The organism is Bacillus sp. THAF10 (assembly GCF_009363695.1).
GTDB lineage: Bacteria > Bacillota > Bacilli > Bacillales > Bacillaceae_I > Sutcliffiella_A.
The window spans coordinates 3,976,972-3,990,231 of sequence record NZ_CP045403.1 but is presented as its reverse complement, the minus strand read 5'-3'; the positions used below and the strand labels follow the sequence as shown (position 1 = coordinate 3,990,231).

Annotated in this window: 10 protein-coding genes and 1 pseudogene; 8 read left to right on the top strand and 3 right to left on the bottom strand. The window is 42.0% G+C overall.

What is annotated here, in order from left to right:
- Positions 1-49 precede the first annotated feature (49 nt).
- The 4 genes and pseudogenes from FIU87_RS20310 to FIU87_RS20295 all read left to right on the top strand — a co-directional run.
- Positions 50-1,519: pseudogene (locus tag FIU87_RS20310) on the top strand (IS1182 family transposase); the annotation flags it as partial.
- A gap of 151 nt (positions 1,520-1,670) precedes the next feature.
- Complete coding sequence (locus FIU87_RS20305) at positions 1,671-2,363, top strand: helix-turn-helix transcriptional regulator (protein ID WP_152446268.1); 693 nt, start codon at positions 1,671-1,673, stop codon at positions 2,361-2,363.
- 86 nt (positions 2,364-2,449) lie between these two features.
- On the top strand, positions 2,450-3,355 hold the full coding sequence (locus FIU87_RS20300) for an EamA family transporter (RefSeq protein ID WP_152446267.1): 906 nt from the start codon (positions 2,450-2,452) through the stop codon (positions 3,353-3,355).
- Positions 3,356-3,657: 302 nt separating this feature from the next.
- Positions 3,658-4,683 (top strand): ion channel, encoded by a 1,026-nt coding sequence (locus tag FIU87_RS20295; protein WP_152446266.1) that lies wholly within the window; start codon positions 3,658-3,660, stop codon positions 4,681-4,683.
- 1,026 nt (positions 4,684-5,709) lie between these two features.
- Here the strand turns inward: FIU87_RS20295 and FIU87_RS20290 are convergent.
- From FIU87_RS20290 to FIU87_RS20280, 3 genes are read right to left on the bottom strand one after another with little or no spacing between them, the layout of a single operon-like run.
- Positions 5,710-6,108 carry a DUF350 domain-containing protein gene (locus FIU87_RS20290; RefSeq protein WP_152446265.1) on the bottom strand — a complete coding sequence of 133 codons (399 nt, stop codon included), beginning with the start codon at positions 6,106-6,108 and terminating at the stop codon, positions 5,710-5,712.
- Between the two features lie 5 nt (positions 6,109-6,113).
- The gene (locus FIU87_RS20285) at positions 6,114-7,367 is read right to left on the bottom strand and encodes a glutathionylspermidine synthase family protein (protein ID WP_152446264.1); all 1,254 of its coding nucleotides are present in this window, start codon (positions 7,365-7,367) and stop codon (positions 6,114-6,116) included.
- A gap of 5 nt (positions 7,368-7,372) precedes the next feature.
- On the bottom strand, positions 7,373-7,708 hold the full coding sequence (locus tag FIU87_RS20280) for an aminotransferase yhxA (protein ID WP_152446263.1): 336 nt from the start codon (positions 7,706-7,708) through the stop codon (positions 7,373-7,375).
- 247 nt (positions 7,709-7,955) lie between these two features.
- Between FIU87_RS20280 and FIU87_RS20275 the strand changes: the two genes are divergently transcribed.
- From FIU87_RS20275 to FIU87_RS20260, 4 genes are all read left to right on the top strand, one after another.
- Positions 7,956-8,456 carry an RNA helicase gene (locus FIU87_RS20275; protein WP_216647520.1) on the top strand — a complete coding sequence of 167 codons (501 nt, stop codon included), beginning with the start codon at positions 7,956-7,958 and terminating at the stop codon, positions 8,454-8,456.
- Between the two features lie 391 nt (positions 8,457-8,847).
- A complete protein-coding gene (locus FIU87_RS20270) occupies positions 8,848-9,900 on the top strand; it encodes a GGDEF domain-containing protein (protein WP_152446261.1) in 1,053 nt (350 codons plus the stop codon).
- Positions 9,901-10,115: 215 nt separating this feature from the next.
- A complete protein-coding gene (locus FIU87_RS20265) occupies positions 10,116-11,621 on the top strand; it encodes a malate:quinone oxidoreductase (RefSeq protein WP_152446260.1) in 1,506 nt (501 codons plus the stop codon).
- 336 nt (positions 11,622-11,957) lie between these two features.
- Positions 11,958-13,184: an NRAMP family divalent metal transporter gene (locus tag FIU87_RS20260; RefSeq protein ID WP_152446259.1), complete on the top strand. Its 1,227-nt coding sequence runs from the start codon at positions 11,958-11,960 to the stop codon at positions 13,182-13,184.
- The last annotated feature ends 76 nt before the right edge of the window (positions 13,185-13,260 follow it).

The following is a 13,260-nucleotide window of genomic DNA, read 5'->3' as shown; positions in this document are numbered from 1 at the left end:
TTGAATCGACCAAGAACCAATTAATCAAAGAGAAGGAAGGTTTTCTTTTATGCTTAAAGACAAGGATATGCAATTAAGCATCTACTCAGTATTATACAATAAAATCCCTAAAAATCATAAACTCAAATTACTCAAAGACGAAATTGATTTCAGTTTTATCAATGAGGCTCTTGAGAAATCATATTGTAAATATTATGGCCGTCCTGCCAAAGAACCTGAACTTATGGTAAAACTGTTAGTACTTAAATATCTATATAACCTCTCAGATGAGCAAGTGATTTTAGATGCTTCTTTAAACCTTGCTTACATGTATTTCTTAGGTGTAAACCCAGATGATGATCTTCCTCATTCCAGTCTGTTAACAAAATTTCGTAAAAATAAATTAGAGGGCAACCTAACGGTTGATGAAGTTATTGTAGAGATAATAAGGCAATGCGTGGACAAAGGGATTCTAGAAGGATCTGGTATAAGCATTGATACCACCCATACAGAGGCAAACACTTTTAAGTGTACGGCTGAAAGAGTCATGAAAAGATTGGCAAAAAAGATTTTCAAGACGGTGGAGAAGGAATGTGGTGAAGTTCCGGAGGAAATTAATCAAGACATTCCAAACTATAAAGAGATAGAAAATAATAAAGAAGCTAAAGCTGTCATGAAATCCTACCTCGATGAAACTATTCAGAAAGTAGAAAAAACAATTAGTTTGGAGAATTCTCCAAAAGTTAAGGCACTACTTGAAAATGCCAAAGCTATCGTTTCGGACCCTAAATTTATGAAGCAAAAAGGCGTTCGGTCCATTGTAGACCAGGACGCTAGAGTTGGGCATAAGAGTAAAACCTCTCATTTTTTTGGTTACAAAACAGAATTTATGATTACAACAGAAGACCGAATTATTACAGCTGTTCATGTGGATGATGGAGCTTATGTGGATGGAAAGAACTTTGATGATTTAATAGAGTTAACGAAAAAGAGTGGCTTAAAGATAGAAAAGGTATATGGTGATAAAGCTTATTTTCGAAGACCGATACTCGATAAAATTAAAGAAATTGAGGCTAAGTCCTACATACCAGTCAGTGAAATGGCTTATAAAATTGATGAAGATTTATTTAGTTATAATAAAGACTCAGATGAGTGGTTCTGTGCCCAGGGCAATAACACTATACGAAAGCATCATAAGAAAGGTAAGCACCGACAGGCTTACAAATATTACTTTGAAAAAGAACAATGTCGACACTGTCCCATCCGAGAGGTTTGTATTACTGGTAAGACAATAGGTAGAGTATTAGAATTGGGAATAAATACTCCAGAATTTTATCAATACAGCCAGGAACAAAAAATGGATGAGTTTAAAGAAGAATACAGGAAAAGAGCTTGCCAAGAATGGAAAAATGGCGAGATGAAAAATTTCCATGGATTAGATCGTGCCAAATGGTACGATCTAAAAAGCATGGCCTTACAAGCCAAGTTAACTGCATTAGCCGTAAATTTAAAGAGGATAGCAGCAATACTATCCTCTAAAAAGGGACTAAGTCCCGGATTATTTTCCAATATATTGGTATTTCCTGTGAAAAAAAGTGAAAGACGAAACCGTTGTGCTTAACAGCTTATAAAAAAGCCCCTTTTTCAGTAGTCTCGGACAGGTCCCTCGTCCCAATAAAGGAGGAATTCACATGCACCAACTCACCTGTGAAAAGAGGTCTTATAAGAGAGAGCTAACCTCCCACCAGCATGAATATGGGCAGTTTTTGTTTCCGTTACAAGGCTCGTTGGATATTCAGACAGAATGGCAGGAGATTAACCTGAAACCTGATTCCTTTTTTTATCTGCCTCCAACCTACGATCATCACTTTCGTTCCGAGGATCGGAATGAATTTTTAATCTTGGATGTGCCGACGTACCTTTTACCCGAAGGTACGAGCAGTATGTATCTTCCTTTGGATCAGCAATGGACATCCATACGCTATTTGCTATTGGAGGAGGCGGGAAGGCAGGATAACAAGTCGGCCTTAGGAGATTTAACGAGATATGTGACCAGCAAGCTTCAACACGCTAATCCGGTATCCATTGACTATCTTCATAACCACTATAAGGAAGCCTTAAGGGTAGAAACGCTAGCGGAAATGGAGCATTATCATCCAGTTTATTATTCTGCCTGGTTTAAAAAACGTACGGGGAAAAGCCTGAAAGCCTATGTATCGGAGCTTCGCTTGAAGGAGGCAAAACATCTGTTACTTTCTAGTGGATGGTCGATGTCAAGAATCAGTGAGGAGCTGGGCTTTGAGAATGCATCCTCCTTTACCCGCTGGTTTGGCCGCACAGAAGGAGTGCCGCCGCAAACATTCAGAACGCTTCATAAAGGATAAAAAGAATATTAAACTTGGTAAAGAAAATTGGAGCGAGATTTTCTATGCTAGGTTTAACTATTCTTTTTTTATTGGAGTGAGTATTTGTGAACGAAAAAATAGCCCCCTTTCTTATTTTAATGGCAGCCTTGCTCTGGGGAACAACTGGAACCGCTCAGGCATTTGCCCCCGTATCCGCACATCCCGTTGCCATTGGCGCTGTCCGCTTAGCTGTTGGCGGCATCTTTTTACTACTGCTAGTTCTAGTTACAGGAAAATTAAGCTTGAAAAATTGGCCTCTAAAAGCAACGATTGTCGCCGCCCTTAGCATGGCAATGTATCAGCCGTTGTTTTTCTCAGCCGTAACGAAAACTGGGGTCGCTATTGGGACCGTGGTTGCAATCGGTAGTGCTCCCATTTTATCGGGTTTGATGGAATGGATTTTCTTAAAAAGGCGTCCGAATAGGGTGTGGTGGATGTCGACCTTTTTGTCCATCTTCGGGTGCATGCTGCTGTTTTTGAACAAAGAATCTGTCATGGTTGACCCTGTTGGATTGGTGATGGCGCTAGGGGCCGGTTTATCCTTTGCCATTTATGCGATTGTCAGCCGTAACTTAGTAGGTAACTATTCTTCGTTAGCTGTCGTGGCTGTAGTGTTCACGCTTAGTGCTGTGTTTTTACTTCCACTATTATTTATGTTTGATCTTTCTTGGATAGCGAGTAGTCGAGGCATAAGTGTTAGCCTTCACCTTGGCATTATGGCAACAGGCATCGCCTATTTATTGTTCGCCAAAGGGATGAGGCACGTTTCCTCTTCTACGGCAGTGACCTTGGCCTTAGGAGAACCATTAACGGCGGCCATGCTAGGGGTTTTCTTATTAGGGGAACGTTTAAGTGGCACCTCGTGGTTGGGGATGTTGCTGGTGTTGCTTGGAATTGGACTGTTAATTGGTGCAACTAAAGCAAGGGTGGAAAGCAAAAAAGGTGGGGGTATACCCAATGAAAAAGGCTGATAAAAAATGGATTCGCTTAATTATTTTTATTTTCGCTTGAATAGGTGAATGATCGCTGAAAAAATGTGATTGTCGCCAGAATCCCCCCTGTTTTCGCTGATATATTTAGATTTTCGCTGAATCACACGTGTATATACCTACTAGGGGTATAGGAACCGACCTAACTTTCACTGAAAATCCTCAAGAACCTTTCTAAAATCAGTCTATTCGCAACGAAAACTGAAACCTTTCTCCCCCTACTAAAGTAGTAAAGATAAATGCTAAAATAGAGAAAGAGAAAAAGTAAAGGAGGAACCTTCTAAGTGTGGATTTTGCAACGTTTCTTTAAAAACATGATGAAAACGAACAATTTTGGGATTGTGCTAGTTTCTTTTCTTGTCATTGCTGGGAGTTCGTTTGTCATACATGCGTTAGAGCCAGACACGTTTCCCACTTTTTTTGAGGGAGTTTGGTGGACGATGACGACCGTAACAACGGTGGGATATGGAGATGTTTCACCAGCCACCGTGCCAGGGAAAATTTTTGCAATGTTTTTATTTGTTTTTGGTATTGGACTAATAGGGGTGTTGATTGGAAAGGTTGTTAATCTTTTGTCGTTGTATCAACGCTTAAAGGAGGAAGGGAAATTGAATAGCAAGAAGACGAATCATTTTATTTTTGTTGGCTGGACAGAGAAAACAGCTAAAACAATTGAGGAGATTCGAGAGGATAATCCAAACGCGCCAATTGTGCTAATTGATACGAAGAAAACGAAACCGGGAGATTTAGAGATTGATTATGTGCAAGGAGATGCGAGCGAGGATAGCGTGCTATTACAAGCTAATGTCTTAGAGGCAAAATCTGTGACGATTTTCTCTGATGACACAATTGAGGATGCATCGCTTTCTGACGGGAAGACCTTGCTAGTTGCTTCCTCCGTTGAAAGACTCTCAACCTTACATAACCGCAATGTTTATACGATCGTGGAAATTCGCAAGGAAAAAAGTATCCCGAATTTCTCCCACGCCAAGGTAGATGAGTTCGTGATCTCTGGGGAAACGGCATCACGCCTGATGGCAAAGGCCACCCTGTATAATGGTTCAACCCATCTATTTAGACAATTAACAAGCAGAATGCACGGCGATAATGTCTATGAAATTACGGCAGACCCATCTTGGAGCACCTACAAGCAAGCCTTCCACGAAATTCTTGAAAAAGGGGCAACCTTATTGTCCAACGGGAAAGATTTGAACATCAACAGAAGGCTCGATGAGAAAATTCCGAGCGGTGCGAAGCTTTATATTATTTGTGATAAGGACACCTATGAAGCGAAATTTAAGGTGGGTTGAGCTTAGGTAGAGGGGTATGTTGAGATGAATGAGGACAACAGAGGTTGATCTCTAGGTCGAGATGTCTTCATAGAGTCGGAATGAGGACAACAGAGGTTGATCTCGAGGTGGAGATGTCTTCATAGAGGTGGAATGAGGACAACAGAGGTTGATCTCGAGGTCGAGATGTCTTCATAGAGGCGAAATGAGGACAACAGAGGTAGCCCTCGAGGTGGAGATGTCTCCATAGAGGCTGAATGAGGACAACAGAGGTTGATCTCGAGGTGGAGATGTCTTCATAGAGGGGGAATGAGGACAACAGAGGTAGCCCCTGAGGTGGAGATGTCTTCATAGAGGCGGAATGAGGACAACAGAGGTAGCCCCGTAGGTCGAGATGTCTTCATAGAGGTGGAATGAGGACAACAGAGGTAACCCTCGAGGTGGAGATGTCTTCATAGAGGTGGAATGAGGACAACAGAGGTAGCCCCGGAAGCAGAGATGTCTTCATAGAGTCGGAATGAGGACAACAGAGGTTGATCTCGAGGTCGAGATGTCTTCATAGAGATGGAATGAGGACAACAGAGGAAGCCCTCGAGGTGGAGATGTCTTCATAGAGGTGGAATGAGGACAACAGAGGTAGCCCCTGAAGCAGAAATGTCTCCATAGAGTCGGAATGAGGACAACAGAGGAAGCCCTCGAGGTCGAGATGTCTTCATAGAGGTGGAATGAGGACAACAGAGGAAGCCCGGGAAGCAGAGATGTCTCCATAGAGTCGGAATGAGGACAACAGAGGAAGCCCCTGAGGTCGAGATGTCTCCATAGAGTCGGAATGAGGACACCAGAGGAAGCCCCGGAAGCAGAGATGTCTTCATAGAGGCCAAATGAGGACAACAAAAGGCCAACAGGAAGTGCTAATGTCTTCATAGAGTCCAAATGGAGACAACAAAGCAGGAAATCCATCCTCTGCTGTCCCCATTCACCCAAAATATCAAAAAAAGCTGCTCAGAAAGTTGGCTAATTTCCAACCTTCTGAGCAGCTCTTTATTTTTAGTACGTCAACGAACTAGCAATAATCCAACCAATCGAAAGCGAGAACATCATGAGCAAAATCCCGACAGATACGCGGTCTTCGTTGATGGCTTCCTTAATGCTGTAATTAATCGTTGCTACTTCAGCTAGCACGTAAAACACGATTTGGGCGATAATCCCGATGACTCCCCAAATTACCATGTCCAAGAAGGAGACAGAGTGTGCGATCGCAGACCCAATGACAAAAGCCAATCCGAGAAGCTTTCCACCCATAACAAGTGCGGCCGTTGTATTTCCTTGCCCCACCTTTTTGATTTTTTCATTTCTTGAGGTTAAATCAAATAAAAATAAACCAACAAATAAGAGAACAAATGCTGTTCCTGCATACATCCCAAAAGACGCTAAATAGCTGCCCATTTCTTTCACTCCTTCGTTTCTTTAAGCCCCACAGGCAAAAAGTAAGATAAATTATCGATGATTTGTTTGCCAATACGGTAGCCAAATGCACTTGCTTGTTCATTCACAAGGAAAGTACCAATCATCATATGGCCCTGTTTTTCCTCATGGTTTATTTGAAATGAAACCTCCGGCAGGTCGATATACTCCTGATACACCTGCACATAGTCGATATAGCTATTGTTCGGATCTTCCTCTACTTTTTCACCAGTTGGCGCGAAAATTTTAACCGAATCACCTTCTCTGCCAAACGTCGGTTTCTCCACATACTTTGTCCCCGAGGCAAGAAACGGTGAAGGCTCAAGGTAGGTGGCGAGAAAATACTCACGGACCCACTGATGCTCCTCTTCTGTAAAATAATCGCTTTTTTGTTCATGAAGTCCCCAAATTACGGCTTGCACCGCTTTAGACTGAAGCAAGAAAGCACTCAAGGGATTGACGACAGCAAGCTTTTTCAGACGAACAAGCTCTAACAATTGGAGTCCAACACTTGCCCCAGTTTCCGCATCCTTATCAAGAATAAGCGATTCAATCGGAAACGTCTGACGGTAAAGGACATCAATCACGCTGCCTTCCTCATCAAGAAGCGCCTCACCATCTGCAATTTGCAGCTTATGAAGAGGAACATACCGAGCAGGAAGTTTACAAATATCCATTAAGTACAACACCGTTTGTTTGTCCTCGAAATTCTCTTCATGAGACGTAAAAACAATGTTTGGAAAATCCTTTTTCCCTAAATCCTGATAGCTTTCAAAAATAGCATTCTTAACGCTTTTTCCCAAACGTTCCTCTTCTTGATTGTTCGGATTCTCGCGCTGTAGCTCCTTACACACTTCCCCATTGATATGAAACAACTCTTTAATAAACGTTGGGGTGTCACTATTAATCTCTAACACTTTATATGTATCCTTCGTTTTCACCAGATCCACACGCGAGATAACGGACTCTGCTTCCGTAGTCTTTATTTTTAGATACGGCAAGGTCTCTTTCGGATATCCAAGCTCCAGTAGCGTATCCTCATCGAGCTTTCGCAGCAGCTTCGCCATCTTGGAAAAAATTCGGCCCACTCTATAGGTTACTTGGCGAATGTGAGCTGCTTCCTCTGATTCAATCTCATGAAGTGTGAAAAGGGCATATTCCTGACCATATAAATTGCTCCAAAAAGTAGGATACCTTCCATAAAAATCATCTCGTGTTGTCTGATTTACATGCCTACTCATTTCCCTCATCCTCCAGAAAAAGATGAGCCGCTGCCGAAGCCTTTACTCGTTGAAGTATTCGATTTAAAGGTGGTGCTGTTCCGATAACTTTTATAGGAAGAATTATTTTTTAACGCGGATTTGTTCTTAAAAAAACTGCCGCCGTGATAATAGCTACGATAATAATCTGAATCATCATCATCACAAACATAAACGCCCTCTTCGTTATCCCATTCATACTCCTGACAACGATCATCCGATGGGACTTCTGGCAAGGTGTCTTCCTCTGATCCACAACCAGTCATTCCTAACGCAAATATCGTAGCAGAAACACTCGTTAATACTTTCTTCGTTTTTGTCATAAGGCCTACTCCTTTCCTGCAAAATAGCTTTTTTCGCAAAAGTGGTTGCTGTTTCGCATCGTTCTAAGACACGTACCGACATTTGATGTCGTGCTCTTTTCGTGAAAGTGGGGAAAAAAGTTCAACTTTTTTCATGAAAACAGCAACAAGCTTTGAGAAAAGAGCTTACAAAAATCAACTAAACTAATAGTAACAAAAAAAGGAAATAAAAGGGGAAATATTTTAATATTTTCGCAGGTTTTTTGCTATGATGGAAGGACAGGACAATTCTAAAAAAAGCAGGTGTATCCGAGTGGAATTAATTTATTATTTACACGACCGAGGAAGCTACGAACCCATCTATGAATACAAAAAAGGCAGCATCAGCGAGGACGAGATTTACGCGCGCCAGCTTTGTACCTACTTCATTAAAAATGGTGTTCAATACAAATTAGTATGCAATGAAGGTACAGTAAATAACAATACCGAGACGTTGACTGTGGAAAGAGACGATTTGGCTAGAAATTTTTATAAAGAAAAAACGTATCCTGAGGGCATCCACATGGAATTTCGTGAATTTAAATACCTTCAGGACATGCCGCTTCTTCATACGGAAGCCCTAGAAAGTCATTGGCAGGCACTCAAATTCTTGCTAAAAGATGTTGTGCACATCCCAGGCGTTGGCGAATGTCACGTAGACTCCACAGAAATCGACGAGGACCGGCAATGCTATGTGTTTTATATTGGGAAAATGGTGAAGGAAGAGTAGTGGCGAGTTTGAGCCAACCCCATTTTTCCATCCCCCTTCAGGTGTTCAGTTCTACGGTCAACATTCAACCTGTAGGGGTATATGCAATTTAAAATAGAAGCGGATGGAGGCTTTCGCTGAAATATCTTTTTATTCGCTGAAAATAAGTGAACTTTCCGCTGAATAAATAAAATTTTCGCCACATTCCCATCCGTTTTCGCTGATATATTTAGATATTCGCTGAATCACCGCTGTAAATACCCCATATAGGTATCCAATCCGGACCCCATGCTTCCCCATCATCTTTCGTATTCCTAAACAAACTCCATTTTCTAAGCAAAATATAGTAGCTTCCCTCCATTTTTCCTTTATAATGTAAAAAGGTAAAAGTATTTTACAGGATGTGGACGGAATGAAAGCTTTGCTAGATCGTGCGTACCAATCACACCATGCTCTTGAAGTGATTTTTTCTTCGTTGCGCTGGTTTTTTTTAGTGCTGTCAATTGTGGTTTTCAGTATTCAATATGTGGCGCAACCTGACTTCCAGAAGCTAATGTTATTTGTGCTACTCGTTATCTTCGGTTTCATCTATATGGGCTTTTCTGATTACTATTTACATAAATCCCCTGAGGGTTCAAAAATGTATACCACCATGACAAAGGGTGGGCCAGTCTTTGATTTTATTGCCTTTTCTGCCCTTATTCCCTTAACTGGTGGCCTCGCAAGTCCACTTTTTCCGCTAGCCTACTTAATTATTTTGCATGTGGCAGTCTATTGGAGATTTCTTGGCGGAATGATTGCAGCGGGCTTATTTACGCTCGTGTACTCGATCATTTTTTTCATGCAGAGAGAGGAAGCCACTTCTCTTCACCCGTTCATTGACTATTTTAGTGCCGTGTTATTCTTGCTTTTAATTGGCGGGTTATGCGGAATTATTGTTTCGAGAGAACGGAAGCATCATTCCGAGAACAGCATGTTGGTGGAAGCGGCCAACCGCGATTACCTTACCAATCTATTAAACCATCGTTCTTTTCAGGAATGCCTGCGAAAAGATTTAGACAATGGCGTGGATTTTTATCTGACGCTCACAGACATTGATAAGTTTAAGTCAATTAACGATAAATATGGCCACGTGATGGGAGATAGGGTGTTGCGACAAATTGGAGATATACTATCATCTTTTGTCCCTGAAAAACATGGAAAGGTATTCCGGTATGGTGGAGAAGAGTTCGCACTGATTCTCTATTATGAGCGACAATCAGAAGTAACCGAGGTGCTAGAGGAGATTAAGCAAGCGGTTGCATCTCATCTTTTCCAATGTAAAGAAGAGACGTTCTCAGTCACGATGAGCTTTGGGATGGCAAAACAGAACGGAGAAAATCCTGGTCAGCTTGTGGAAAAAGTGGACATGCTGCTTTATGAAGCTAAGGATAGTGGGAGAGACAGGATTGTCTGCGCTGGTTAAAACAGCCAATTGGAAGGACTTCTCTCTTTTTTCTGCCGGCTAAATCGTTTATAATAATCAGATAATAGTAGATAATTTCCACTATAAAAAATTCTTGCAAATTATGATATGATGATAATTAAGATAGATTTAGTATGTTTTAGGTGAAGCACCCTCTTTTATACAAATGCAGGTGTGCTGGCTCTTTTATAAATATAGGGGATGTGGACGTAATAATGAGCAACTCGCAGAAAAAAACAGACGTTATCTTAATTGGTGCTGGAGTCATGAGTGCAACCTTAGGGGCATTATTAAAGGAATTAGCACCAAAATGGAACATTAAAGTGTTTGAAAAATTGTCAAGCGCCGGAGAAGAGAGCTCAAATGAATGGAACAATGCTGGAACAGGGCATGCAGCTTTATGTGAGCTTAACTATACATCCGTGAAGGCAGATGGCACCGTAGACATTAGTAAAGCCGTAAAAGTGAATGAGCAGTTTCAGATCTCCAGACAATTTTGGTCCTATCTTGTACAAACAAAAATGATCAAAAAACCAGAAGACTTTATCATGCCAATTCCTCACATTAGCTTTGTAGAAGGCCAAGATAATGTCACCTTTTTGAAAAATAGGATGGAAGCGCTGTCAGCAAATCCGCTCTTTAAAGGAATGGAATTCTCCACCGATGCAAACAAGCTCAAGGAATGGATGCCGCTTATGATGGAAGGGCGTACCGCCAAGGAGCCTATAGCTGCTACAAAAATTGATTCTGGAACAGATGTGAATTTCGGGGCATTAACACGCATGCTGTTTGAACGTTTAAAAAAGCAAAACGTGGAGCTTAACTATAATCATAGTGTAAAAGATTTAAAGCGTGATAGCGACGGTGGCTGGGAAGTAAAAGTGCAAAACGAAAAAACTGGAAAGACCGAATCTCACCATGCAAAATTTGTTTTTATAGGCGGTGGTGGAGGCAGCTTACACTTGCTGCAAAAAACCGGCATACCAGAGTCCAAACAAATAGGCGGCTTCCCTGTAAGTGGATTGTTTTTAGTATGTAAAAATCCAGAAATCGTCGCGCAGCACCATGCTAAAGTATACGGAAAAGCAAAGGTCGGCGCGCCGCCAATGTCGGTGCCTCACCTTGATACCCGATATATCGATAACAAAAAATCCTTACTGTTCGGTCCTTTTGCAGGCTTCTCACCAAAATTCTTGAAAACAGGCTCCAATCTGGATCTCGTTACCTCTGTTAAGCCAAACAACCTTCTGACCATGCTTTCTGCAGGCTTTAAGGAAATGGCGCTAACGAAGTATCTGATTCAGCAGGTGCTCCTGTCACAGGAAAAACGGATGGAAGAGCTCCGCGAATTTGTTCCTAATGCAAAAGCGGAGGATTGGGAAATCGTCGTTGCCGGCCAACGTGTGCAGGTAATTAAGGATACAGACGCAGGCAAAGGAACGCTTCAGTTCGGTACCGAAGTGGTAAGTGCTTCCGATGGCTCTGTTGCTGCCTTACTTGGTGCCTCTCCTGGTGCTTCTACAGCTGTTCATGTCATGCTCGAAGTATTGGAAAGATGCTTCCCGCAGCACATGTTCGAATGGCAGGCAAAAATCAAAGAGATGATTCCTTCTTACGGTGTATCCCTCTCTGACAATCCAGCTCTATTCGAAGATATTCATGCATCGACTGCCAAAACCCTTGGCCTCCATGCAAAACAAAAAGAGATCGTCTTAAATTGAAGAGCAAGAACCTATAATCGTGGGTGATTATGGGTTCTTTTTTTGTAGGCCTCTCTTAGTTATCCCTTTTAACAAGGTGGGTTTTTGATGTCTAGAGTGTGTTTCTACCTCGCTTTTCCCAAGTGCAATTAGCTTTGTTATGTCTATAGTCCAAGAGTGATCATCAAAGCTTTTTTACAAACCAATTACATTCAAGTCAACCCTTTTCATTTTTTACAACAATACGGCCGAAAATTGTCAGTCAATTCATTTATATGTTAATATAGCGGAATAATATATCATTGAAGGATTTACCAAAAAAAGTAAGCGCAAACACAACCAGATGGAGGCTAAAAAATGACAGAAAATAATAATAGGACCTATGATTCCTTACAAAAGCCAAAAAGCAACTGGAGTGTTCTTTTAGGAGCAGCATTCTTGATGGGGTCGTCTGCTGTTGGTCCCGGATTCCTCACGCAAACAGCGGTCTTTACAGAAGAGCTCCTGGCAAGCTTTGGTTTCGTTATTTTGATGTCGATAATTTTAGACATCGGTGTGCAGGTTAATGTGTGGCGAATCATCGCCGTGTCCAAAAAGCGTGGACAGGACATCGCAAACATGGTGTTACCAGGACTCGGCTATTTCCTTGCCTTTGCAGTGGCACTAGGTGGCCTTGCTTTTAACGTTGGGAATATCGGTGGAGCAGGGATGGGGATGAATGTACTCTTCGGTCTTGATGTCCGAATTGGCGCCATTATTACTGCCGCTATTGCCATTGCCATTTTCCTCTCCAAAGAAGCGGGAGTGGCGATGGACAAGATTGCTCGTGCGCTTGGGTTGATGATGCTGTTGTTAACGTTGTACGTAGCATTTAAAAGTAATCCCCCGGTTGGCGAGGCAGCCTTGCGCACCTTCGTTCCAGAAAAGATTGATGTGTTTGCCATCATCACCCTTGTTGGAGGAACCGTTGGTGGGTATATCACCTTTGCTGGGGGACACCGTTTACTAGATGCCGGCATTAGCGGGAAGGAAAATCTCCACCAGGTGACGAAAAGTTCGGTATCAGGTATTGTGATTGCGTCCATTATGCGTATTTTTCTATTTCTTGCCGTACTTGGTGTCGTATCTACAGGCTTTAAGCTTGATCCTGCAAACCCACCAGCATCCGTTTTCATGGAAGCAGCTGGAATGGTCGGGTACAAAATGTTTGGAATAGTTCTGTGGGCTGCTGGTATCACCTCTGTAGTCGGTGCGGCATATACCTCTGTTTCTTTTTTACGAACATTATCGAAAACGGTCAACCGTCATAACTCCTGGTTTATAATCGGCTTTATTGTCGTCTCTACTATCATTTTTGCTTTTATCGGGGAGCCAGTTCTCTTGTTAATTTTAGCAGGAGCATTTAATGGACTTATTTTACCTGTAGCACTTGGGACACTGTTAATTGCCGCATACAAAAAATCAGTAGTTGGAGACTATCAGCATCCATTATGGCTAACGATATTCGGAGGTATTGTGCTTATTGCGACTGCTTATCTGGCAGGTGTCACCCTAATGAACCAGCTCCCTCAATTATTTTCATAGAATTAGCGAGTAGCGCTCAACGGAAGGTGAATGAAGCGCGGTTGGCCGTGAACAGTCAGCTAGAACCACCCAGCAA